Annotated in this window: 23 protein-coding genes; 15 read left to right on the top strand and 8 right to left on the bottom strand. The window is 56.0% G+C overall.

All coding sequences use genetic code 11. The features are described from left to right. Positions 1 to 33: 33 nt before the first annotated feature. Complete coding sequence (gene cueR, locus ACSIPU_RS09900; protein ID WP_032727891.1) at positions 34 to 444, top strand: Cu(I)-responsive transcriptional regulator; 411 nt, start codon at positions 34 to 36, stop codon at positions 442 to 444. Here cueR and ACSIPU_RS09895 read toward each other — a convergent pair. Both ACSIPU_RS09895 and ACSIPU_RS09890 read right to left on the bottom strand, forming a co-directional pair. Further along, entirely contained in the window at positions 441 to 905 is a 465-nt protein-coding gene (locus ACSIPU_RS09895; RefSeq protein ID WP_004111053.1) for an NfeD family protein, read from the bottom strand. The two genes, cueR and ACSIPU_RS09895, sit on opposite strands and share 4 nt — an antisense overlap. After that, a complete protein-coding gene (locus ACSIPU_RS09890; protein WP_004099702.1) occupies positions 902 to 1,819 on the bottom strand; it encodes an SPFH domain-containing protein in 918 nt (305 codons plus the stop codon). The genes ACSIPU_RS09895 and ACSIPU_RS09890 overlap by 4 nt, the downstream gene beginning before the upstream one ends. A 136-nt stretch (positions 1,820 to 1,955) precedes the next feature. Here ACSIPU_RS09890 and fetA point away from each other — a divergent pair, with 136 nt between their 5' ends. Together fetA and fetB are read left to right on the top strand one after the other, a co-directional pair. Beyond that, positions 1,956 to 2,636 (top strand): iron efflux ABC transporter ATP-binding subunit FetA, encoded by a 681-nt coding sequence (gene fetA, locus ACSIPU_RS09885; RefSeq protein ID WP_032727892.1) that lies wholly within the window; start codon positions 1,956 to 1,958, stop codon positions 2,634 to 2,636. After that, positions 2,623 to 3,405 carry an iron efflux ABC transporter permease subunit FetB gene (fetB, locus tag ACSIPU_RS09880; RefSeq protein WP_004111055.1) on the top strand — a complete coding sequence of 261 codons (783 nt, stop codon included), beginning with the start codon at positions 2,623 to 2,625 and terminating at the stop codon, positions 3,403 to 3,405. Before fetA ends, fetB begins: the two co-directional genes overlap by 14 nt. Before the next feature lie 98 nt (positions 3,406 to 3,503). Here the strand turns inward: fetB and ACSIPU_RS09875 are convergent, their stop codons facing one another. From ACSIPU_RS09875 to tesA, 3 genes are all read right to left on the bottom strand, one after another. Next, positions 3,504 to 4,358: a co-chaperone YbbN gene (locus ACSIPU_RS09875; RefSeq protein ID WP_004099714.1), complete on the bottom strand. Its 855-nt coding sequence runs from the start codon at positions 4,356 to 4,358 to the stop codon at positions 3,504 to 3,506. Between the two features lie 61 nt (positions 4,359 to 4,419). Beyond that, positions 4,420 to 5,229, bottom strand: a complete 810-nt coding sequence (locus ACSIPU_RS09870) for an SDR family oxidoreductase (protein WP_185939791.1) — start codon at positions 5,227 to 5,229, stop codon at positions 4,420 to 4,422. Next, positions 5,219 to 5,842, bottom strand: coding sequence for a multifunctional acyl-CoA thioesterase I/protease I/lysophospholipase L1 (gene tesA, locus ACSIPU_RS09865; protein ID WP_032692296.1), 624 nt, complete (start codon positions 5,840 to 5,842; stop codon positions 5,219 to 5,221). Before tesA ends, ACSIPU_RS09870 begins: the two co-directional genes overlap by 11 nt. Here tesA and ybbA point away from each other — a divergent pair. Continuing rightward, positions 5,813 to 6,499 (top strand): putative ABC transporter ATP-binding protein YbbA, encoded by a 687-nt coding sequence (gene ybbA, locus ACSIPU_RS09860; RefSeq protein ID WP_004099723.1) that lies wholly within the window; start codon positions 5,813 to 5,815, stop codon positions 6,497 to 6,499. The genes tesA and ybbA overlap by 30 nt on opposite strands. Beyond that, positions 6,496 to 8,913, top strand: coding sequence for a putative ABC transporter permease subunit YbbP (gene ybbP / locus ACSIPU_RS09855; protein ID WP_134882949.1), 2,418 nt, complete (start codon positions 6,496 to 6,498; stop codon positions 8,911 to 8,913). The genes ybbA and ybbP overlap by 4 nt, the downstream gene beginning before the upstream one ends. Positions 8,914 to 9,080: 167 nt before the next feature. On the opposite strand, the gene ACSIPU_RS09850 is transcribed toward ybbP, so the two are convergent. Continuing rightward, positions 9,081 to 9,386 (bottom strand): monooxygenase, encoded by a 306-nt coding sequence (locus ACSIPU_RS09850; RefSeq protein ID WP_004099728.1) that lies wholly within the window; start codon positions 9,384 to 9,386, stop codon positions 9,081 to 9,083. 209 nt (positions 9,387 to 9,595) lie between these two features. Here ACSIPU_RS09850 and ACSIPU_RS09845 point away from each other — a divergent pair, with 209 nt between their 5' ends. Further along, positions 9,596 to 10,741: a porin gene (locus ACSIPU_RS09845; protein ID WP_004111059.1), complete on the top strand. Its 1,146-nt coding sequence runs from the start codon at positions 9,596 to 9,598 to the stop codon at positions 10,739 to 10,741. A gap of 117 nt (positions 10,742 to 10,858) precedes the next feature. Here the strand turns inward: ACSIPU_RS09845 and mnmH are convergent, their stop codons facing one another. Both mnmH and allS read right to left on the bottom strand, forming a co-directional pair. Beyond that, positions 10,859 to 11,938: a tRNA 2-selenouridine(34) synthase MnmH gene (gene mnmH / locus ACSIPU_RS09840; RefSeq protein WP_105889829.1), complete on the bottom strand. Its 1,080-nt coding sequence runs from the start codon at positions 11,936 to 11,938 to the stop codon at positions 10,859 to 10,861. Positions 11,939 to 12,025: 87 nt separating this feature from the next. Continuing rightward, entirely contained in the window at positions 12,026 to 12,949 is a 924-nt protein-coding gene (gene allS / locus ACSIPU_RS09835) for an HTH-type transcriptional activator AllS (RefSeq protein ID WP_004111061.1), read from the bottom strand. Between the two features lie 211 nt (positions 12,950 to 13,160). Here allS and allA point away from each other — a divergent pair, with 211 nt between their 5' ends. The 9 genes from allA (at position 13,161) to ACSIPU_RS09790 (ending at position 24,016) form a co-directional block, all read left to right on the top strand. Next, entirely contained in the window at positions 13,161 to 13,643 is a 483-nt protein-coding gene (allA, locus tag ACSIPU_RS09830; protein ID WP_004099741.1) for an ureidoglycolate lyase, read from the top strand. Between the two features lie 91 nt (positions 13,644 to 13,734). Then, complete coding sequence (allR, locus tag ACSIPU_RS09825) at positions 13,735 to 14,553, top strand: HTH-type transcriptional repressor AllR (protein WP_004099742.1); 819 nt, start codon at positions 13,735 to 13,737, stop codon at positions 14,551 to 14,553. An 88-nt stretch (positions 14,554 to 14,641) separates the two neighbouring features. Then, entirely contained in the window at positions 14,642 to 16,423 is a 1,782-nt protein-coding gene (gene gcl, locus ACSIPU_RS09820; RefSeq protein ID WP_196557710.1) for a glyoxylate carboligase, read from the top strand. A gap of 13 nt (positions 16,424 to 16,436) precedes the next feature. After that, on the top strand, positions 16,437 to 17,213 hold the full coding sequence (gene hyi, locus ACSIPU_RS09815; RefSeq protein ID WP_004099744.1) for a hydroxypyruvate isomerase: 777 nt from the start codon (positions 16,437 to 16,439) through the stop codon (positions 17,211 to 17,213). Between the two features lie 119 nt (positions 17,214 to 17,332). Then, complete coding sequence (gene glxR, locus ACSIPU_RS09810; RefSeq protein WP_016808721.1) at positions 17,333 to 18,211, top strand: 2-hydroxy-3-oxopropionate reductase; 879 nt, start codon at positions 17,333 to 17,335, stop codon at positions 18,209 to 18,211. Between the two features lie 53 nt (positions 18,212 to 18,264). Beyond that, a complete protein-coding gene (locus ACSIPU_RS09805; protein WP_004099748.1) occupies positions 18,265 to 19,521 on the top strand; it encodes an MFS transporter in 1,257 nt (418 codons plus the stop codon). Positions 19,522 to 19,600: 79 nt separating this feature from the next. Then, positions 19,601 to 21,055, top strand: a complete 1,455-nt coding sequence (locus ACSIPU_RS09800) for an allantoin transporter (RefSeq protein WP_004099750.1) — start codon at positions 19,601 to 19,603, stop codon at positions 21,053 to 21,055. A 131-nt stretch (positions 21,056 to 21,186) separates the two neighbouring features. Further along, positions 21,187 to 22,548, top strand: a complete 1,362-nt coding sequence (gene allB / locus ACSIPU_RS09795) for an allantoinase AllB (protein WP_196557712.1) — start codon at positions 21,187 to 21,189, stop codon at positions 22,546 to 22,548. 160 nt (positions 22,549 to 22,708) lie between these two features. Then, positions 22,709 to 24,016, top strand: coding sequence for a uracil/xanthine transporter (locus ACSIPU_RS09790; protein WP_004099755.1), 1,308 nt, complete (start codon positions 22,709 to 22,711; stop codon positions 24,014 to 24,016). The last annotated feature ends 5 nt before the right edge of the window (positions 24,017 to 24,021 follow it).

Genomic DNA, 24,021 nt, shown 5'->3' with positions numbered 1-24,021 from the left:
ACCTTCCAGCAAGGGGAAGGTCAAGGGGGAAACATGAATATTAGCGATGTGGCGAAAAAAACCGGCTTAACCAGTAAAGCGATCCGTTTTTACGAAGAGAAGGGACTGGTAACGCCGCCGCTGCGTAGCGAAAACGGCTACCGCAGCTACAGCCAACAGCATCTGGATGAACTGACCCTGCTGCGCCAGGCGCGTCAGGTGGGGTTCAATCTGGAAGAGTGTCGCGAGCTGATATTCCTGTTCAACGATCCGTCGCGGCACAGCGCCGACGTGAAGCGCCGGACGCTGGAGAAAGTCGCGGAGATTGAGCGCCACATCAGCGAGCTGCAGGGGATGCGCGCGCAGCTGCTGGCGCTGGCGGACTCCTGTCCAGGCGATGACAGCGCGGACTGCCCGATCATCGATAATCTCTCGGGCTGCTGTCACCGCAAAGTCCAGGCCTAGCGGCCGTTAGGGAGCTCCCTGACCCGCAGCGTAATCCCCTCGACGGCGACGACTTCAACCTTACTGCCCGCCATGAGGTCGTCATCGGCTATTACCGGCCATGAACTGTCGCCCACGCGGACGTGTCCTCGGCCGTTAACCAGCGCCGTTTCCAGCGTAAAGCGGCGGCCAAGCAGCTGCTGTCCCCGCTGATTAAGCTGAGCGTCCGCCGGCTTCTGGCGTTTTACGCGGTTACGCAGCCAGCGCGACCACAGCCAGGCCGCCAGCAGGGTCAGCACGGCGAACAGCGTGCCCTGCCACTCCCAGCTAAACGGTAGCATCCAGACCAGCAGCCCGGTTACGACGCCGGCAATGCCGCTCCACAGCAGATAGCCGTTGCCGCCGAGCATTTCCGCCGCCAGCAGCAGCCCGCCAAGGCTGAGCCAGAAAATATGCGGGTGGGTGAGAATCAGCGCGATCATGATTTTTTCTGGGCGCCAGCCCCTTCTTTAATCAGTTCGCTGATCCCGGCGATGGAGCCCATCAGGCTGCTGGCATCCAGCGGCATCAGCACCACTTTACTGTTGTTCGCCGCGCCAATTTGCTGCAGCGCATCGGTATATTTCTGCGCGACAAAGTAGTTGATGGCCTGAATGTCGCCGGAGGCGATAGCGGACGACACCATCTGGGTAGCGCGCGCTTCCGCTTCCGCAGAACGTTCGCGCGCCTCTGCCTGTAAAAATGCCGACTGGCGTTCGCCCTCGGCTTTGAGGATCTGCGACTGTTTCTCGCCTTCGGCTTTGAGAATTTCCGCCTGACGTATCCCTTCGGCTTCCAGAATATAGGCGCGCTTGGTTCGTTCGGCTTTCATCTGGGCGTTCATTGAGGCGATCAGCTCCGCCGGCGGGCGTACGTCGCGGATCTCGACGCGGGTAATTTTGATGCCCCACGGGTTGGTCGCTTCATCGACAATATGCAGCAGACGGGTGTTGATGCTGTCGCGCTGGGAGAGCATTTCATCCAGTTCCATGGAGCCCAGCACGGTACGAATGTTGGTCATGGTCAGGTTGATGATCGCCAGCTCGAGGTTGCTGACTTCATAGGCGGCTTTCGGCGCATCGATAACCTGAATAAAGCACACCGCATCAATGGTGACGTTGGCGTTATCGCGCGAAATCACCTCCTGTGAAGGGATATCGAGCACCTGCTCCATCATATTAATTTTGCGCCCGATCCGATCCATAAAGGGAACCACAAGACTCATACCCGGCTGCAGCGTTTGCGTATAGCGGCCAAAGCGCTCTACCGTCCACTGGTAGCCCTGAGGAACAATTTTTACCGACGCTCCGACGATAACCAGCGCGACGAAAATAAGAATGGGGATAAAAATCAGCATCAAAAACCTCCTGTCTTGTTGCCTGTTGATGCGCCGGGAGAGTGGCGCGCGTTTAACCAGAGTATATCTTTCCGCGCATCCGGGTGAAAGGAAAGTGGAGTAAACTAGAGGCGTTGTTGAAAAACTGGGAATAATAATGACCGAAAGTAACGCTATTTTGCGCCTGGAGAACGTGGGGTTTCAGGCCGATGATGTCACCATCCTTAATGAGATAAGTTTTCAGCTCAGGGCAGGGGAATTTAAGCTAATTACCGGTCCTTCCGGGTGCGGGAAAAGCACCTTATTAAAAATAATCGCTTCGCTGCTGAGCCCGACGTCGGGAAAAATTCTCTTCGCGGGTAAAGATATCAACACGTTGACGCCGGAAACCTATCGCCAGCAGGTTTCCTACTGCGCGCAAACCCCGGCGCTGTTTGGCGATTCGGTGTATGACAATCTGATCTTCCCGTGGCAGATTCGTAATAAACAGCCTGAACCCAAAGCGCTGGTCGCCGATCTGCTGCGCTTTGGGCTGGCGGAAAATACGCTGGAAAAGTCAATCAATGAACTTTCGGGCGGGGAAAAGCAGCGCGTTTCGTTGATTCGCAATCTGCAGTTTTTGCCGCAGGTGCTGCTGCTGGATGAAATTACCAGCGCGCTGGATGAAAGCAATAAAACCAATGTGAATGAGATTATTCATCGCTACACCAGCGAAAAAGACATCGCCGTTCTGTGGGTCACTCACGATAGCAATGAAATTGCCCATGCGGATGAAGTGATTACGCTAAAGCCTGCTGGCGGAAGAGCGCAGGAGGAGAAAAAAAATGAACGGGCATAATATTACCAATGAGTCGCTGGCGTTATCTATGGTTCTGGTACTGGTAGCGATCGTGGTTAGCTACCGGGAAAAGCTGGCGCTGGAAAAAGAGATTATCTGGAGCATTTGTCGGGCAATAGTGCAGCTGATTATTGTCGGCTATGTGCTGAAATATATCTTTAACGTTAATCACGCCGTGCTGACGCTGCTGATGGTGCTGTTTATCTGCTTTAACGCCGCGTGGAATGCGAAAAAGCGTAGCAAATATATCGACAAAGCCTTTGTCTCCTCGTTTATCGCGATAACGACCGGCGCTGGGTTAACCCTGGCGGTGCTGGTTGTTTCCGGATCGATTGCTTTTGTGCCGATGCAGGTGATTCCGATTGCCGGGATGGTAGCCGGCAACGCGATGGTGGCGGTTGGACTTTGCTACAACAATATGGGGCAGCGTTTTAGCAGCGAGCAGCAGCAGATTCAGGAAAAGCTGAGCCTGGGCGCAACGCCGAAGATGGCGTCTGCAAGGCTTATTCGCGATAGCATTCGCGCCGCGCTGATCCCAACGGTAGATTCGGCGAAAACGGTGGGGCTGGTGAGCCTGCCGGGGATGATGTCGGGGCTGATTTTCGCCGGGATTGATCCGGTAAAAGCGATAAAGTATCAGATTATGGTGACGTTTATGCTGCTGTCGACCGCCAGCCTGTCAACGATTATCGCCGGGTATCTGACCTACCTGAAGTTCTTCAATGCGCGCCATCAGCTGGTGGTGACGCAGCTGAAAAAACGCGCGTAAGATTTTTTCCCGGATACGGCGCTGAACGCGCCTGTCCGGGCCACGAGAACATCCATCCTGTAGCCCGGCTACGCGCAGCGCGAGCCGGGTGATTATCATTAATAAAGCAGAGAATAGAGCTGGCGGCGGTACTTCGCGGCCAGCGCGTCGCCGGTGCCGAGTGCGGAAAGGATCTCTTGCAGCAGTTTGCGAACCTCGCCGTTTCCGGCGCCTAAATCTTTTTGCAGATGGCTGAACAGCAGCGCCAGGGCTTCTTCGTTACGCCCCACCTGATGCAGCTGTAATGCCAGCTGGGAGGCCAGCGCCGCATCTTCCGGGTTCTGCTCAACCTGCTGCTGCAGCTGCTGAATTTCCGGCGTGTCGGCGGCTTTTTTCAGCAGCTCGATCTGCGCCACCAGCCCCTGATAGCGGGTATCCTGATCCTGCAGCGGCACGGTTTTCAGTACCGTTTCCGCTTCATCGGAACGATGGAGGGCAATCAGCGTTTCCGCCAGCAGCAGGCCGATCTGGCTCTCCTGATTCGACATCTGCCAGGCGTCTTTCAGCAGCGGCAGCGCTTCGGCGTAGTTCTCTTCCTCCATCAGCGCCAGCGCCTGCTGCGCTTTGAGCTCCTCTTCACGCGGCAGGAACTTATCCAGCAGCGCGCGAACCGCTTCTTCCGGCTGCGGGCCTTCGAAGCCGTCGACCGGCTGACCGTTCTGGAACAGGTAAACCGTAGGGATAGCGCGCAGGCCAAACTGCGAAGCCAGCATTTGTTCGGCATCGCAGTCAACTTTAGCGAGGGTAAACAGGCCGTTGTACTGGGTGGCGAGGCTCTCCAGTACCGGCGTCAGTTGCTCGCAATGCTGGCTGCGCGCGGACCAGAAATAAAACAGCACCGGCGTTGTCGCGGATTGCTGCAGCGTCTGGTGTAGATTAGCTTCGGTAATATTGACGATATTCTGTGCGGACATGAGCAAGTCTCTTTAATCGATATTTGTATAGATATATGGGGACGGCGGCAGGTGCTTCAACTCAGCCCTGGATAATTTTGTCCATCGCGCGGGTCGGCAGCAGCCGCTTAAGCAGGGCGACCGCGTGCGTCACCAGGGTTACCGGATAGCGCAGCTTCGGTTTATCGCTGACAAAAGCGTGACGCACTTTTTCCACCACCGCTTCCGGTCCGAGCGTGAAGCGGGCGGCGATACCGGGATTTTCCACCGGCTTATCGGCCTGAGTCTGGTTGACATTGTTGGTGAAGCGGGTGCGGATGGGGCCCGGCTCAATCAGGCTGACCTTAATGCCGCTGTGGCGCAGCTCCATACGCAGCGCATCGGACCAGGCTTCCAGCGCATATTTGCTGGCGGCATAGGCGCCGCGTCCCGGGCTGGAGATAATCCCCATAACCGATGAGGTCATCACGATACGCCCTTCGCCGTGCGGCTCCATGGCCGGAAGCAGTAGCATCGTTAGCTGATGAGCGCCAAAAAAGTTGGCGGAAAACTGCTGCTCCATCTGCCGGCGGCTGATGGTCGGCAGCGGGCCGTAGACGCCGTAGCCCGCGTTGTTAAACAGGCCGTACAGGCGGTTGTCGGTCAGGGCAATCACCTCGGCGGCGGCACGTTCAACGCTCTGCGGATCGTCAAGATCCAGCAACACACCGGTCAGCCCCAGCGCCTGCATCCGTGCGACATCTTCCGCTTTGCGGCAGGCGGCCAGCACGTTAAAGCCCTGGCGCTTTAAATCCAGGGCGCTTTCAAGACCAATTCCGCTGGAACATCCTGTAACTAAAACCGATTTTTGCATAACTTTACCTGCAAATGACTCGCTGTTATCAGGAGTCATGATTAACTAAGGGAGCCAGGCGCGTCGCCATCCAGTCGGCAATAAACGGCTGAGCGTCGCGATTCGGGTGAATTCCATCATCCTGCATCCACTGCGGTTTCAGATAAACCTCTTCCATAAAAAAGGGCAGCAGAGGAATATCAAACTCTTTGGCCAGTGCCGGATAAATAGCGCTAAAGGCTTCATTATAACGGCGGCCATAGTTGGCGGGCAGGCGAATTTGCATCAGTAGCGGCTGGGCGTCCGCCGCTTTGATATGCTCAATAATGGTACGCAGCGTCTGTTCCGTCTGCTGAGGCGGGAAACCGCGTAGCCCGTCATTACCGCCGAGCTCAACCAGCACCCAGCGCGGCTGATGCTGCTTAAGCAGGGCCGGCAGCCTTGCCAGCCCCTGCTGCGAGGTATCGCCGCTGATGCTGGCGTTAACTACCGGCGTTTTTGTCTGCCACTTATCGTTTAGCAGCGCAGGCCAGGCGGTATTGCCCGCCATACGATAACCGGCGCTCAGACTGTCGCCGAGAACCAACAGCGTGTCGGCCGCCATGGCGCGGCAGGTAAACAGGACCAGAAACAGGAAAGGCAAATGCCAGCGGAAAACATACTTGAAGTTCATCATCTTAAGAAATCCGTCGGTCAGGGTGAGCATCAGCTTTCCATCCTTACCGGAGTTGAGCTGGTTGTCAAACAGGGGCAGACCATCGCCCTGATTGGCGAGTCGGGGTCCGGTAAATCGACGCTGCTGGCGATCCTCGCCGGGCTGGACGATGGCAGCAGCGGGGAGGTTTCGCTGCTCGGACAACCGCTGCATCAGATGGACGAAGAGGCGCGGGCTAAGCTGCGCGCTAAGCACGTCGGCTTTGTTTTTCAATCTTTTATGCTGATACCCACCCTCAATGCGCTGGAAAATGTCGAGCTTCCGGCGCTGCTGCGCGGCGAAAGCGATAGCCAGAGCCGCGGCAGCGCCCGGGCACTGCTGGAGCAACTGGGGCTGGGTAAGCGCCTGCACCATCTGCCGGTACAGCTTTCCGGCGGCGAGCAGCAGCGGGTCGCGCTGGCGCGCGCGTTCAACGGCCGCCCGGAGCTGCTGTTTGCCGATGAACCCACCGGCAATCTCGACCGTCACACCGGGGATAAAATCGCCGACCTGCTGTTTTCGCTGAACCGTGAGCACGGCACCACGCTGATCCTCGTCACTCACGATCCGCTGCTGGCGGCGCGCTGCGACCGACGGCTGCGGCTGGTTGATGGCCAGCTGCGGGAGGAAGCATGATTGCCCGCTGGTTCTGGCGCGAATGGCGCTCGCCGTCGCTGCTGATCGTCTGGCTGGCGCTGAGCCTGGCGGTGGCCTGCGTGCTGGCGCTGGGCTCGATAAGCGACCGCATGGAGAAAGGACTTAGCCAGCAAAGCCGGGAATTTATGGCCGGCGACCGCACGCTGCGCAGTTCGCGCGACGTCCCTGGCGCATGGATTGATGAAGCGCGCCGCCTTGGTTTAACCGTCGGCGAGCAGCTGAGCTTTGCCACCATGACGTTTTCCGGCGATACGCCGCAGCTGGCGGATGTCAAAGCGGTTGACGACACCTATCCGCTATATGGCCAGCTGCAAACTCAGCCGCCGGGGCTGAAGCCGCACGCCGGCACCGTGCTGCTGGCGCCGCGATTAATGGCGCTGCTGAATCTGAAAACCGGCGACACCATCGACGTGGGCGACGCCACGCTGCGCATTGCCGGAGAGGTAATACAGGAGCCGGATGCCGGATTTAATCCCTTCCAGATGGCGCCGCGGCTGATGATGAACACCGCCGATGTGGCGAAAACCGGCGCGGTGCAGCCCGGGAGCCGCGTCTCCTGGCGCTATAAGTATGCCGGAACCCCGCAGCAACTGGCGGACTACGAAAAGTGGCTGCTGCCGAAGCTGGGGCCTGAGCACCGCTGGATTGGCATGGAGCAGGACGACAGCGCGCTGGGTAAATCGCTGCAACGTTCGCAGCAGTTCTTGCTGCTGTCGGCGCTGTTAACGCTGCTGTTAGCGGTCGCCGCGGTGGCGGTGGCGATGAGCCATTACTGCCGCAGTCGTTACGATCTGGTGGCGATCCTCAAAACCCTCGGCGCCGGACGGGCGCAGCTGCGCAAACTGATTGTCGGCCAGTGGTTGATGCTGCTGGCGCTGGCGGTGATTGCCGGCGGGGCGATGGGCGTCGGGCTGGAGCATATTCTGCTGGCGATGCTTAAGCCGGTGCTCCCTGCGGCGCTGCCGGCGGCGAGCGGCTGGCCGTGGCTGTGGGCGATCGGCGCGATGGTGGTGATTTCCCTGCTGGTCGGGCTGCGTCCCTATCGGCTACTGCTGGCGACGCTGCCGCTGCGGGTGCTGCGCCAGGACGTCGTCGCCAACGTCTGGCCGCTGAAGCTCTACATCCCGATCGTGTGCGCGGTGGTGGTGACGCTGCTGGCGCTGCTGATGGGCGGCAGCCCCCTGCTGTGGGCGGTTCTGGCGGGTGCCGTAGTGCTGGCGCTGCTGTGCGGCCTGGCGGGATGGGGCGTCCTGTGGTTACTGAAGCGTTTGACGTTAAAAGCGCTGCCGCTGCGCCTGGCAGTGAACCGTCTGCTGCGCCAGCCGTGGTCGACCCTGAGCCAACTGGCGGCCTTTTCGCTGTCGTTTATGCTGCTGGCTCTGCTGCTGGTGCTGCGCGGCGATCTGCTTGACCGCTGGCAGCAGCAGCTGCCGCCGGAAAGTCCTAACTATTTCCTGATTAACATCGCACCGGAGCAGGTGGTGCCGGTGAAAACCTTCCTCGCCGAGCATCAGACCCGCGCCACCGAGTTCTATCCCATCGTGCGCGCGCGCCTGACGCAAATTAACGGCCAGGCAACGGAGGGCAATAAAGATGAAGCCCTGAACCGGGAGCTTAACCTCACCTGGAGCCGCGAGCGTCCGGATCATAATCCGCTGGTTGCCGGTAGCTGGCCGCCAAAAGCGGGTGAGGTGTCGATTGAAGAGGGGCTGGCGCAGCGTCTGGGCGTGAAGCTCGGCGATAGCGTGACCTTTACCGGGGATACTCAGGACTTTAGCGCGAAGGTGTCCAGCGTGCGTAAAGTCGACTGGGAAAGTCTGCGGCCGAACTTCTTCTTTATCTTCCCGCAGGGGGCGCTCGACGGCCAGCCGCAAAGCTGGCTGACCAGCTTCCGCTGGGATAATGGCAACGGGATGCTCACGCAGCTCAACCGCGAATTCCCCACCGTCAGCCTGCTGGATATCGGCGCGATTTTGCAACAGATTGGCCAGGTGCTGACCCAGGTAAGCCGCGCGCTTGAGGTGATGGTGATTCTGGTCACCGCCTGCGGCGTTTTGCTGCTGCTGGCGCAGGTACAGGTCGGGATGCGTCAGCGCTACCAGGAGCTGGTGGTCTGGCGCACGCTGGGTGCCGGTAAGTCTCTGCTGCGCACCACGCTGTGGGCGGAGTTCGCGCTGCTGGGCGTGGTATCCGGCGTCGTGGCGGCGATTGGCGCAGAGGTTGCGCTGGCGCTGCTGCAAAGCAAAATCTTTGACTTCCCGTGGTCTCCGGACTGGCGGCTGTGGGTGATGCTGCCGCTGTGCGGGGCGATACTGCTGTCGCTGTGCGGCGGCTGGCTGGGGCTGCGTCTGCTGAAAGGTAAAGCGCTGTTCCGCCAGTTTAGCCAGGGATAGAGTGAGTTATGTAGCCCGGGTAAGGCGTCAGCCGCAACCCGGGGTTTTCACCCGGCTCGCGCTGCGCTTAGCCGGGCTACCGTTTCTCAGCCGTCTGCGGGAAAGTCGCCCGGGTAAGGCGTTAGCCGCAACCCGGGAGGGCTTCGGGCCACGGATGCGAGTTGCTATTACAAATGGCCGTGGTTCAGCGCGGTGAGCGGCTCATTAACGTCGAAAACTTTACAGATAACCTCGTTTACGCCAAGCGATTTGAGGCGCGCGGTGTGCTTGTTGAGGTAAGCGAGCGCGGTTTCTTCATTCTCAAAAAGGTAGATCCCGCCCGCTTCCTGATTTTTTTCGTTTTCTGTCCAGACCTTCCAGATAAACCCTGGTTCCTGATTGATGGACTCGGCCAGCTCCACGAGCTGACGGGACATCTCGCTGCCGAAGGGACCGTTAAAAGCAAAGTGCAGCTGCAGTAGTTTTTTCGACATACTTCCTCCATGGATGATGTTTGCGCGGTAATAGACCATTTTAATGACATGGCGATGAAAAGATAACCACAGATTATTTAAGGGCACAAAATGATAAGTTGCTGATTTTTAACCGCACAAAACATTAAAAACTCAGCAACACGCCATACTCAATCGCAGTTAATATTCAACTGGAAAATATAAGGTTGCTTATTAATCAAGGAAAAAGTATGGCACATAAAATAAAAGCGCTGGCGATAACGATCGGTGCAGCCCTGGCGTTAACCTCTTTTGCATCCCAGGCGGAAATTACGCTTTTAAAACAAGATCCGCAGGCGGGCGATCCGTTAAGCCGGCTTAATTTTACCGTCGGCGGGAGTATCCGTCCCCAGTTCAACATGATGTCCGGCGATGGCGACAAAGGCTCATATAAACGTAACGGTTTCGATGGCGGAACCCGTTTCCGCTTCGCGGCCGACTACTATCTGTTTGATGATATCAGCTGGATCAGCTATTACGAGCTGGGCGTCAATATTCCGGCACTTTTCGACTGGGATAACCACTATGCCGAAGGCGCGAATAACACCAGCCGCCGTATGCTCTATACCGGCCTGAAAAGCGATACCTGGGGGACGTTAACCTACGGTCAGCAGAACAGCGTTTATTACGACGTGGTCGGGGTAAAAACCGATATCTGGGATTACGACATGATTGGCCAGGCGCCGGGTAACGGCATTAACGGCGACTACGATGGCTCCTATCGCTCACGTAATATGCTGAAATATAAGAAAACCGTTGGCGATGTCGATCTCTATGCCTCTTATCTGTTTGAGGACAGCGAATATCTGCCGGGCAACGGTCTGCGCTATAAACGTAAAGGCGGCGGTTCCATCGGCGCGGATTATCACATTATGAAAGATCTGACCTGGGGCGCCGCGTGGAACTATACCCGCGCCGATATGCGTAACCCGTCCAGTTCTGACAGCAAATCATACGATCAGAATATCGTTGGTACCGCGCTTAGCTGGACGCCGGATAACTGGACCTTCTCCTTGGGCGGCGGTTGGTATCAGAACTTCCTGACCACCAAAAAAACCGATGTCCATAACTACTTCGCGGGCGATGCCTGGGGGATTGAGTACTTTGCCGGTTATAAATTCCCGATTGGCCAGTATGCGGTGAAATCTATTCAGCCATACTTTATGGGCGACCGCCTGCAGTACGTGAACGGTCGCAACTATCAGCGTATCGATAACGGCGTCGGCGTGAGTTTCCAGCTGGATTATGGTTTCCGCGTTGACTATGAACACGTCTTCACGTCGAGCACCGACAACCTGGGCGATATGAACCTGGTGCGTCTGCGCTACGACTTCTAAGCGGTAACCATTCCCCGGTGACGCTGCGCTTGCCGGGGCTACAGGTTCACCGCCGTCTGCGGACCCGTAGCCCGGCTAAGGCGTTTACGCCGCAAGCCGGGACAAGAGAGGATGTGATTACTTCGCCAGCCAGGCGGCAACTTCCTGCCAGCTGCCGCGGAAAATAATTTTCTCCGCTTTTTTGCCGAGCTGGTAGCGGTACATCGGATCGTAATACTCATTCAGCAGGGGAACCAGCCAGCTGAAGTGCGCTTCGGTGTCGGCGGTTCGCTGCTGTTCAAGCAGCGCTTCATCAAGCCTGGCGGTGAGCTGGGCAAAACGCTGTAGCCCGAGGCGGCGGCGGATTGCGAACAGGCCATGATGCAGATATTCGCTATACGCCTGCCAGCCTTGTTCTTCGCCGTAGGCCGCCAGGAAATCGCGATGCATGCGCGCAAAATACTCTTCCCGCAGTCGTTCAAGACGGATAGCAAACGGATCTTCCACTACCGCCAGCGGCGACTGCGCCATGCGAAGACGCATACACTCCGGCAGGTGATTGGCGCCGATCATATGCCCCTCATCCTCCAGCACCCAGCGCGTCTGCTGCCCGGACTTTTTAAGCATCGCCACGGCCAGATGGTTTTCAAAGGTAGCCTGCTGATACTGCTCCTGGAGGGTGCGACCGAATGAAGAGCCGCGGTGATGGGCAAGCCCTTCGAGATCGATACCGTCAGGTTGAGCGCAGACCAGCTGAGTTTTGCCATTGCCGGTACAGCCGCCGATCAGCACGATAGGGCGCTGTACCAGCTCTTCGGTAAGCTGTATGGCGGCCTGGCGCAGCGCTTTATAGCCCCCGACGATCAGAGGGTAATCCACGCCAGCTTCTTTCAGCCACTGCTGGACGATATGCGAACGCTGGCCGCCGCGAGCGCAGCACAGGTAGCCTTCTGGATAACGCGCGCAGGCCTCTTTCCAGGCGGCGAGGCGGCTGGCGCGAATCTTACCATTCACCAGCTGATGGCCCAGTGCGAGAGCGGCTTCCGGCCCTTGACGCTTATAGCAGGTACCGACGGCAGCGCGCTCGTCATCGTTCATCAGCGGCAGGTTGATCGCTGCGGGCATGGCGCTTTGCCTGAATTCAACCGGGGCACGGACGTCAATCAGCGGCGTATCGCTGGCAAGAATCTGCCGAATATTTTGTGGGACTAATTCCATCATTTAAACCGTTAAGCCATTCAGACGCGTCGCTCGACGCGATAATCCTCCTATTGTACGCGGTGAGCGGCAGGCTGGATTGATTTTTCACGGTGTATCGCTGAATAGCGTCAGGAATCCCTGGATTTCCGGGGCGGAGTGACCGAATAGCGAGGTGATATCCTGCACCGCTTTACCATGATGATCTTTACGCCAGGCGAGGCTCAGAGGAGAGGGAGGACGCATGGTCGGTATCTGCCGGGAAACCAGCTCGCCGCGCGCGATAAGCGGCTGACACAGCGGCTCGGGTAAAAAGCCGATGCCGACGCCGGCGATATGGGCGGCGACTTTGGTTTCGATATCGGGAACCACGATCTCTTTTTGACCCGGCAGGCGCCAGGCAACACGTTTGGTTAATCTCCGCGCGCTGTCTTCAATGTTGACCGCAGGATAGCGGCGTAGCTGGGCCTCCGACAGGGGGTCGGTTTGCTGGCTTAGCGGATGATTCGGCGACATCACGAACAGCCAGGTGACTTCACCCAGCGGGGCGACGGCAATATTCTCCGCTAACGGTTCGGTGCCGGTGACGCCGATGGCCAGCGAAAAGTCATCGTGCAGGAGCGTATCCCAGACGCCCATGTAAATTTGTCGTGAAAAATGAAATTGCGTAAAAGGGTAACGCTGGGTGAGCCAGGCCAGTAGCCGCGCAATAGCCTGAGGGTCATACATCAGGTTATTCACCACAATATTCACCTGGCGCTCCACGCCGTCGTTAATCTGCTGCAGCTCGCCGGGCATACTGTCAATCCAGCCCAGCCACTCTCTGGCCTGCGCCAGGAGATGCATTCCGGCAGGAGTCAGCAGGACGCTGCGCGTAGTGCGCGAAAAGAGCGCGACGCCGGTGTTGTCTTCCAGCAGTTTGATGCGATAGCTAATCGTGGCGGTCGTTTTATAGAGTTTTTCCGCTGCTCTGGAGAAGCTGCCGGTCTCCGCGACGCTGACAAAGGTACGTAGTGTTTCGGGGTCTAGCATCGCCTTATTCCTCGTAATTTAATAATTCGCCCATGATTTTTAAGTATTTTTTCATAATAACCTTCTCAATTATGTGGCTTAAATCAGGTTTTGGAAAATTATTCCAACTTATAGTTGATACCACTTTGAGATGGCCATGAATTGACCGGGACATCGATCACCCTCAAGGTATGAGGAGGGCGACGGTTTTTAATGACTAAGGAATATTGCAATGAAGCTAGAGGTATTGCCGCTGACGCGCGAAGCATTCCGCCCCTATGGGGACGTTATCGAAACGGAAGGGCAGGATTTTTTTCATATTAATGATGGCAAAGTGCAGCGTTTTCACGATCTGGCCATGGTGGAGACCCTGCAGCAGGATCGCACGCTAATCAGCATTAATCGGGCCCAGCCGGCGGTATTGCCGATTGTCGTCACCGAGCTGGAACGTCATCCGCTGGGCACCCAGGCGTTTGTGCCGATGAACGGCGAAGCCTTTGTGGTGGTGGTTGCGGCAGGAGGCGATGAGCCGGACATGACCACGCTGCGCGCGTTTATCTCCAATGGCCGCCAGGGGGTAAATTATCATCGCAATGTCTGGCATCACCCGCTGTTTGCCTGGCAGAGCGAAACCGATTTTTTAACCGTCGATCGCGGTGGAAAAGATAACTGCGATGTCGTGGAGATCCCGACCGTGGAGCTGAGCTTTGCGTGAGGTTGCACGTGACGCTGTCGATTATCTTGCATAACATGTGGGCGCTTACACACTATTTATGCTCAGGTTTTGAGCCGGAGATAATCGAGGTATGACAGAAGTGAGAAGGCGGGGAAGGCCGGGCCAGCAGGAGCCTTCCGCGCAAAAAGGCGCACAGGCGCTGGAGAGAGGGATCGCGATACTGCAATACCTTGAAAAGAGCGGCGGCAGCTCGTCGGTCAGCGATATTTCCCTGAATCTGGACTTACCGTTATCGACCACTTTTCGCCTGCTTAAAGTGCTGGAGGGCGCGGATTTTGTCTATCAGGACGCGCAGCTAGGCTGGTGGCACATCGGGCTTGGCGCATTCAATGTCGGCTCGGCGTACATCCATAACCGGGATGTTTTATCCGTCGGCGGACCTTTCATGCGGCGGCTGATGCTGATGTCAGGGGAAACGGTAAACGTGGCGATTCGTAACGGCAACGAAGCGGTGTTGATTGGCCAGCAGGAGTGCAAATCGATGGTAAGGATGTGCGCGCCGCTCGGCAGCCGGCTGCCGCTGCATGCTTCTGGGGCCGGAAAGGCGCTGCTGTACCCGCTGTCCCCGGATGAGTTGGTGGATGTGATTGTGAAGACCGGGCTGCAGCGCTTTACGCCGTCGACGATCGTCGATTTACCGGTCCTGCAGCGAAACCTGGATGAGGCGCGCGACCGCGGCTACAGCATTGACCAGGAGGAGCACGTGACAGGATTAAACTGTATTGCTTCAGCGGTTTACGATGATGTCGGATCCGTAGTGGCGGCAATTTCGATTTCCGGGCCAGCGTCCCGCTTAACCCCGGACCGTTTTGTCAGCCAGGGAGAGCTGGTGAGGGAGACGGCAAGGAATATCAGCACCGCGCTGGGACTGAAACCCCAGGCAGAGTGATCGCCGAACCGACCCGCTCTGAGGAGCGGGAATTTTTAGGCTTTGTTCAAGTTTGGAAAAATTTTCCAATATAGTGAGGTAGTAAAAAATGGCAAAAATGAGAGCCGTCGACGCGGCAATGTATGTACTCGAAAAAGAAGGGATTACCACCGCATTCGGCGTGCCTGGCGCGGCGATTAACCCCTTTTATTCCGCCATGCGTAAGCACGGCGGGATCCGCCATATTCTGGCTCGCCACGTGGAAGGCGCGTCCCATATGGCCGAAGGCTATACGCGTGCCGCAGCCGGTAATATCGGCGTATGCCTGGGGACATCGGGCCCGGCGGGAACGGATATGATCACCGCGCTCTATTCTGCCTCCGCGGACTCGATACCTATTTTGTGCATCACCGGCCAGGCGCCGCGCGCGCGTCTGCATAAAGAAGATTTCCAGGCGGTCGATATTGAATCCATTGCTAAGCCCGTGACCAAGATGGCGGTTACCGTGCGCGAAGCGGCGCTGGTACCGGGCGTGCTGCAGCAGGCTTTCCATCTGATGCGTTCCGGCAGACCGGGACCGGTATTGATCGACCTGCCTTATGATGTTCAGGTGGCGGAAATCGAATTTGACCCCGAGTTGTACGCGCCGCTCCCGGCTTATAAACCCGTGGCGACTCGTCCGCAGATCGAACGCGCGCTGGCGATGCTGCTGATGGCGGAGCGTCCGGTGATTGTCGCCGGCGGCGGGGTGATTAATGCCGATGCCGCAGCGCTGCTGCAGCAATTTGCTGAGATTACGCAAGTTCCGGTCATCCCAACGCTGATGGGGTGGGGCTGCATCCCGGATGACCACGAATTGATGGCCGGGATGGTCGGCCTACAAACCGCGCATCGCTACGGTAACGCCACGCTGCTGGCCTCCGACCTGGTATTCGGCATCGGTAACCGCTTTGCTAACCGTCATACCGGTTCCGTTGAGAAGTACACCGCAGGTCGCAAAATCATCCATATCGATATCGAACCGACGCAGATTGGCCGCGTGTTGTGCCCGGATTTAGGCATTGTGTCCGATGCGAAAGCGGCGCTGGCTCAACTGGTGGATATCGCGCAGCAGATGCAAAAAGAGGGCCGGCTGCCGCGTCGCGAGCGCTGGGTTGCCGAGTGTCAGGAGCGCAAGCGTACGCTGCTGCGTAAAACCCACTTCGATAACGTGCCGGTCAAACCGCAGCGCGTTTATGAAGAGATGAATAAAGCCTTTGGTCGCGACGTGTGCTACGTCACCACCATCGGGCTGTCGCAAATCGCCGCCGCACAGATGCTGCACGTATTTAAAGATCGCCACTGGATCAACTGCGGCCAGGCCGGGCCGCTGGGCTGGACGCTTCCTGCCGCGCTGGGCGTTTGCACCGCCGATCCGGAGCGTAACGTGGTGGCCATCTCCGGCGACTTTGACTTCCAGTTCCTGATTGAAGAGCTGGCGGTGGGTGCGCAGTTCAATATTCCTTACATCCACGTGCTGGTAAACAACGCCTATCTGGGCCTGATTCGTCAGTCGCAGCGCGCGTTCGATATGGATTACTGCGTCCAGCTGGCGTTCGAAAACATCAACTCCAGCGAAGTGAACGGCTACGGCGTCGATCACGTCAAGGTTGCCGAGGGTCTCGGCTGCAAAGCGATTCGCGTCTTCAAGCCGGAGGATATCGCGCCCGCCCTGGCGCAGGCGAATGTCTGGATGAAAGAGTATCGCGTACCGGTTGTTGTGGAAGTGATCCTTGAGCGGGTCACCAATATCTCCATGGGTAGCGAGCTGGATAACGTGATGGAGTTTGAAGATGTTGCCGATAGCGCCATCGATGCGCCAACCGAAACCTGCTTTATGAAATATGAATAAATGAGGTGAACCTATGTTGCGCTTTTCAGCCAACCTTTCGATGTTATTTCTGGAATATGATTTTCTGGATCGTTTTGAGAAAGCGGCGGCCTGCGGTTTTCGCGCCGTTGAGTTTATGTTCCCGTATGATTATGCGCCCGAGGTATTAAAGCAAAAGCTGAGCGACAACCGGCTGGAGCATACCTTACATAACTTACCCGCCGGCGACTGGGCGGCGGGAGAGCGCGGCATAGCCTGTATTCCCGGTCGCGAAGCGGAGTTCCGCGAAGGCGTGGATGCTGCAATCCGCTATGCCAAAGCGCTGGGCAATCGCAAAATCAACTGCCTGGTGGGTAAAACCCCGCCTGGCTACCGCGAGGATCATATTCGTTCCACGCTGGTGGCGAATTTACGTTTTGCCGCTGCCGCACTGGCGCAGGAAGGTATTCTGCTGCTGATCGAACCGATTAATTACTTCGATATGCCGGGCTTTTATCTGAATACCACTCATCAGGCGCTGGCGCTTATTGATGAGGTCGGCAGCGATAATCTGAAAATTCAGTACGATATTTATCATATGCAGCGGATGGAGGGAGAGTTAACCCATACGATGCAAACTTATGCTAACCGTATTGGTCATTTACAGATTGCTGATAATCCGAATCGCGGTGAGCCGGGGACCGGTGAAATTAATTACGATTATCTTTTTAAATTTATTGATAGATCAAGCTATGACGGCTGGGTGGGCTGCGAATATAAACCGCTGACCACCACCGAAGCGGGTTTGACATGGTTTAATCACTACCGCTAATTTTTAATTTATCTTTGGGCAGTATTTATTATTCCAGACGCAGGGGTTTTATTTCCTGACAACAGGAAGGGATAACTATTGCCCGGGTAAATCGAAACAGAAATTCTGAGAGGAAACTTATGAAACTGGGATTTATTGGTCTGGGTATTATGGGCACCCCGATGGCGCTCCGACTTGCCAGGGCAGGCCACGCTCTGCACGTTACTACCATCGGCCCGGTTGCTGACGACCTGCTTAAGCAAGGCGCGCAGCATCTGGCTACCGCCGAGCAGGTTGCGGCGCAGTCGGAGATTATTTTCATCATGGTTCCGGATACCCCACAGGTTGCCGACGTTCTGTTTGGCGAGCGCGGCTGCGCCAAAGCGGCGCTGAAGGGGAAAACCATCGTGGATATGAGCTCTATCTCGCCGATTGAAACTAAGCGGTTTGCGCAGCAGGTGCGCGACCTGGGCGCGGATTATCTGGATGCTCCGGTATCCGGCGGCGAAATCGGCGCGCGTGAAGGCACGCTCTCAATTATGGTCGGCGGCGATGAAAACGTCTTTGCCCGCGTGAAACCGCTGTTTGATATTCTGGGTAAAAACATCACCCTCGTAGGCGGTAATGGCGACGGTCAGACCTGTAAAGTCGCCAATCAGATTATCGTCGCGCTGAATATTGAAGCAGTGTCCGAGGCGCTGGTTTTCGCGTCTAAAGCCGGAGCCGATCCCGCTCGCGTGCGTCAGGCGCTGATGGGCGGCTTTGCCTCCTCGCGTATTCTGGAAGTGCATGGCGAAAGAATGTTGAACCGGACGTTTAATCCCGGCTTTAAAATTTCCCTGCACCAGAAGGATCTTAATCTGGCATTGCAGAGCGCGAAAGCACTGGCGCTTAATTTACCGAATACGGCAACCTGTCAGGAGTTATTTAACACTTGTGCCGCCAACGGTGGTAGTGAATTAGACCACTCGTCTTTAGTTCAGGCGCTGGAATTAATGGCCAATCATAAAATATCGTAATAAGAAAATGCTGCCGGTTCCGGCAGCGTTTTTTAAACCTCACGGGTGAATTTATGGATACTATCAATAAAACGGGTATCGACTATTGGAAGAAAATAGTCGTGGTCATGAGTCTGGGCTGGGTGGCAATATGGATTTATCGTACCGTATTAACACCTATTTATCCGGAAATTCAGGCGTCCTTAGGTAACGTCAGTAATGCTGAAATCGGCGCGATTGCCAGCTTCTATTTTCTGGCCTATTGCGGAATGCAGATCCCCTGCGGCATTCTGGTCGATAAGCTGGGACAAAAAATTATGCTGATGTGCGGTTTCTCGCTGTTTATTATTGGTACGTTGAGTATTGCTAATGCGGGAAACCTGACGCTGATTTATATCGGCTCGCTGCTGGCCGGCGCTGGCTGCGCGTCGTTTTTTAGCTCCGCCTATTCGCTCTCCTCGGCCAATGTGCCGCAGGAACGCCGGGCGCTGGCGAACGCCATCATCAACAGCGGCTCCGCCATCGGCATGGGGATTGGCCTGATTGGCTCAAGCATTCTGGTCAAAAGCATGCATATGGCGTGGCAAAATGTCTTGTTTATCGTCGCCGCGATCCTGGTGGTGATGCTCTGCGTGTTTACCCTGGTGATTCGCCGCAAGCTAAAAGAGCCCGCCGTAGCGGAGAATAAGCCTGGCGCAGCGACTGCCGCTCCGGTCGCTGAAGAGAAATCGGCGCCGCTGTTTTCGCCGCTGCTGTGCAGCGTCTACTTTCTCTATTTCTGCACCTGCTACGGCTACTACCTGATCGTCACCTGGCTGCCTTCTTATCTTCAGACCGAACGCGGCTTTGACGGCGGCGCCATTGGTTTTGCTTCCGCGCTGGTGGCGGTGGTCGGGGTGCCGGGCGCGCTGTTCTTCAGCCATCTCTCGGATAAGTTCCGCGACAGTAAAGTCAAAGTGATTCTCGGGCTGGAGATTGTCGCTGCGGCCATGCTGATGTTTACCGTTCTCTCGCCGAATACCACCATGCTGATGATTAGCCTGGTGCTGTACGGACTACTGGGCAAAATGGCCGTTGACCCGATTCTTATCTCGTTCGTTTCCGAGCAGGCGTCAGCGAAAACATTAGGCCGCGCCTTTAGCTTGTTTAATTTCTTTGGCATGAGTTCGGCGGTGGTCGCACCGACGCTCACCGGTTTTATTTCCGACCTGACCGGTTCAAAAGAAATTAGTTTTGTGATGTCTGCCGGGTTGGTTATTACCGGAACGATACTGTTTGCGCTAATTACCTTGCGTAAGAACAAAATACAGTCAAAGACAATCCCAGTATAATAAAAAATAAATAATTAAAATTTGTTGTTCCACATAGCTAAACCTACAAACGTAATCCGATGCGTATTAAGAGGGAATTATGGAACAAACTCAAGACCTGTACAAAGCCAGGGGTTACAGCGACGATCTGCTGCCCAAAGTAGCCTCGCAGCGTAACTGGAAAACATTTAACTATTTTACCTTATGGATGGGCTCCGTACACAACGTGCCTAATTATGTAATGGTTGGTGGTTTTTTTATTCTCGGGCTATCAACGTTTAGTATAATGATGGCGATAATATTGAGTGCTTTTATTATTGCCCTGGTTATGGTGTTTAATGGTGCTGCCGGAAGTAAATACGGTGTCCCCTTCGCAATGATATTAAGAGCTTCTTATGGTGTGCGTGGTGCATTATTACCCGGCCTGCTCAGAGGCGGCATTGCGGCAATTATGTGGTTTGGTTTGCAATGCTATGCCGGCTCGCTGGCATTCCTGATCTTATTAGGCAAACTGTGGCCCGAGTTTCTGACGCTCGGCGGTGATTTTAAGCTGCTGGGACTGTCGTTGCCGGGGATGATCGCCTTTCTGGTTTTCTGGCTGATTAATGTGGCGATTGGTTTCGGCGGCGGAAAAGTTCTCAATAAATTTACCGCAATCCTCAATCCCTGCATCTATATTGTCTTCGGCGGCATGGCTATCTGGGCTATCTCGCTGGTCGGGATCGGTCCGATCCTAGACTATCTGCCGACCGGGGTGGCGAAAGCGGAGCATACCGGCTTCCTGTTCCTGGTCGTTATCAATGCGGTCGTTGCCGTCTGGGCCGCGCCGGCGGTGAGCGCCTCGGACTTTACCCAGAACGCGCGTTCGTTTCGCGAGCAGGCCGTTGGGCAAACCCTTGGCTTAGTGGTGGCCTATATTCTGTTCGCGGTGGCCGGAGTGTGCATTATCGCCGGCGCCAGTATCCATTACGGTATGGATACCTGGAACGTACTGGATATTGTGCAGAAATGGGACAGCCTGTTTGCCTCGTTCTTTGCGGTGCTGGTGATATTAATGACCACGATCTCCACCAACGCCACCGGTAATATTATTCCTGCGGGCTATCAAATTGCGGCGATTGCTCCCACGAAACTGACCTATAAAAACGGCGTGCTGATTGCCAGTATTATTAGCCTGCTGATCTGCCCCTGGAAATTAATGGAAAATCAGGACAGTATTTATCTTTTTCTCGATATTATCGGCGGCATGCTGGGTCCGGTTATTGGCGTAATGATGGCGCACTATTTTATCGTCATGCGTGGGCAAATTAATCTTGATGAACTTTACACCGCGCCTGGAGATTATAAATATTTCGATAATGGATTTAACGTTACCGCATTCCTGGTAACGATTGTGGCGGTTATTTTATCGCTCGGCGGAAAATTTATCCCGCTGCTCGAACCGTTCTCCCGCGTGTCGTGGTTTGTTGGTGTTATTGTCGCTTTTGCCGCCTACGCCTTGCTGAAAAAACGGGCCCAGCCGAATAACCTGGCGCGCCCCAATGCTGTGAATTGATTTTATTACAACCAGGAAAGTTTATTTCATGGATGAAGCTTCAAGAGCCAAAGCCATTGGTATTGCGGTGTACGTGGCTGCAAACAGAAGTATGGCGGCTTAATCGTCTGTACACATACAAGGAGTTTTATATGTCTTTTGATTTAATCATTAAAAACGGCACCGTCATTCTGGAAAACGAATCCCGGGTGGTCGATATCGCGGTTGCTGACGGCAAAATTGCCGCTATCGGTGAAAACCTGGGGGACGCGAAGCAGATCATGGATGCCACGGGGTTGATCGTTTCGCCGGGGATGGTCGATGCGCATACGCACATCTCTGAGCCGGGTCGTACCCACTGGGAAGGATACGAAACGGGTACCCGCGCGGCGGCAAAAGGGGGCATCACTACGATGATCGAAATGCCGCTGAACCAGCTGCCGGCCACCGTCGATCGAGAGACCATTGAGCTGAAATTCGACGCCGCGAAAGGCAAGTTGACCATCGATGCCGCGCAGCTTGGCGGCCTGGTCTCCTATAACCTTGACCGGCTGCACGAGCTGGATGAAGTGGGCGTGGTGGGGTTCAAATGCTTCGTCGCAACCTGCGGCGATCGCGGGATTGACAATGACTTCCGCGACGTTAACGACTGGCAGTTCTTCAAAGGCGTACAAAAGCTGGCCGAGATGAAGCAGACGGTATTGGTGCACTGCGAAAACGCGCTGATCTGCGATGAGCTGGGCGAAGAGGCGAAAAGAGAAGGGCGCGTGACCGCCCATGATTACGTCGCCTCCCGTCCGGTATTCACCGAAGTTGAGGCGATCCGCCGCGTTCTGTATCTGGCGAAGGTCGCCGGTTGCCGCCTGCACGTGTGCCACGTCAGCAGCCCGGAAGGGGTCGCCGAAGTGACGCGCGCCCGTCAGGAAGGTCAGGATGTCACCTGCGAATCCTGCCCGCACTACTTTGTACTGGATACCGAACAGTTTGAAAAGATTGGCACCCTGGCGAAATGCTCTCCGCCGATCCGCGACGCGGAAAATCAGAAAGGGCTGTGGGAAAAGCTATTCAACGGTGAGATCGACTGCCTGGTGTCCGACCACTCTCCGTGCCCGCCGGAAATGAAGGCGGGCAATATCATGCAGGCCTGGGGCGGGATTGCCGGTCTGCAAAACTGTATGGACGTCATGTTCGATGAAGCGGTGCAGAAGCGCGGTATGCCTTTGCCGCAGTTTGCTCGCCTGATGGCGACCAACGCCGCGGATATTTTCGGCCTGAAGCATAAGGGTCGCATCGCGCCGGGCAAAGACGCTGACCTGGTGTTTATTCAGCCGAACAGCAGCTACGTTCTGCAGGCGGAAGACCTTGAATATCGCCATAAAGTCAGCCCTTACGTCGGCCGTACGATTGGCGCGCGGATCGCCAGAACCCTCCTGCGCGGCGATGTGATCTATGACAGCGAGCAGGGCTTCTCGCACGCGCCGAAGGGGAAATTTATCCTTAAGCATCAGCAGTAACGGGGATCCGGTGAATTCCCGGCTTGCGGCGTAAACGCCTTCTCCGGTCTACGAGCCGATTTGTCGCCCGGATAAGGCGCAAGCAGCGACCCGGGGAATCACTTGCCCCATTCCATGCTCAGCGCCTGTTTAACGGCAGGCGCTTTTTCAGGATTCAATCATGGTGGTATTTCCGCTCAATAAACGAAACACCCTGGCGGGATTTCAATGGTTCTTCTTTATTTTCTGCAACACCGTCGTGGTACCGCCGACGTTACAGTCTGCTTTTCAGCTGCCCGCCAGCGCGCTGATTACGCTGACTCAGTACGGTTTTATCACCACCGGGCTGGCCTGCCTGGCGCAGGCGCTGCTGGGCCATCGTCGGGCGATTATGGAAGGGCCTACGGGACTATGGTGGAGCACTATCCTGACCGTCACCGTCGGTGAAGCCGCGCGCGGCACTCCATTTGCCAGCATTGCGTCAAGCCTGGCGGTTGGCATCTCTCTGTCGGCGATATTCACCATCATCATCGGCGTGAGCGGCATCGGTCACCGTCTGGCGAAGCTCTTCAGCCCGACGGTCATGGTCTTTTTTATGCTGCTGCTCGGCGCGCAGCTCACCACGATCTTTTTTAAAGGCATGCTCGGGCTGCCTTTCAGTTCGACCCAGGCTAACGTGGGCGTTCAGCTGGCGCCGTTTAGCCTGGCGCTGGCGGTGATGCTGTTGGTGCTGGGGATGATCATTTTTCTTCCGGACGGCATTGCTCGCTATGCCCTGCTGTTTGGCACCCTCGTAGGCTGGGCTGGCTGGTACCTGCTGTTTCGCACTCCGCCCGCCACGATGGCATCCGGGCCGATTCACTGGCAGTGGTTTCCACTTGGCTACGGCGGGGAGTTACGCCCCGGCATTATTTTGACGGCGCTGCTGGCGGGGCTGGTGAATATTACGAATACCTACGGCGCAATTCGCGGTAGCGACGTTTTTTATCCCCAGCAGGGCGCCAGCAATACCCGCTACCGACGAAGCTTTATTATCTCCGGCCTGATGACCTTAATAACGGTTCCGCTCAGCGTGGTGCCGTTTTCGCCTTTTGTTTCATCGATAGGTTTATTAACCCAAACTGGAGAGACTTCGCGCCAGCCATTTATTATCGGCTGCCTGTGCTGTCTGCTGGTGGGACTATTTACGCCGCTGACCCACTTTTTTACCACGCTGCCTTTGCCGATTAGCAGCGCGGTCATGCTGGTCTCCTATCTTCCGTTGTTATATTCCAGCTTATCTTTCAGTAAACAAATCACCTTCACCGCACGAAATATCTACCGGCTGGCGCTGCCGTTATTTATCGGCATCTTTTTAATGGGCCTGCCGCCGGTCTATCTCCAGACGCTGCCCCTGACAATTCGACCGCTATTAGGCAACGGCTTATTAATCGGCGTGCTGCTGGCGGTGGTGATGGAAAATCTCATTCCCTGGGATCGTATTAAGTAATGACA

The organism is Klebsiella sp. HN106, assembly GCF_051209435.1.
Lineage (GTDB): Bacteria > Pseudomonadota > Gammaproteobacteria > Enterobacterales > Enterobacteriaceae > Klebsiella > Klebsiella oxytoca.
This window is presented reverse-complemented; position numbering and strand designations above follow the sequence as displayed.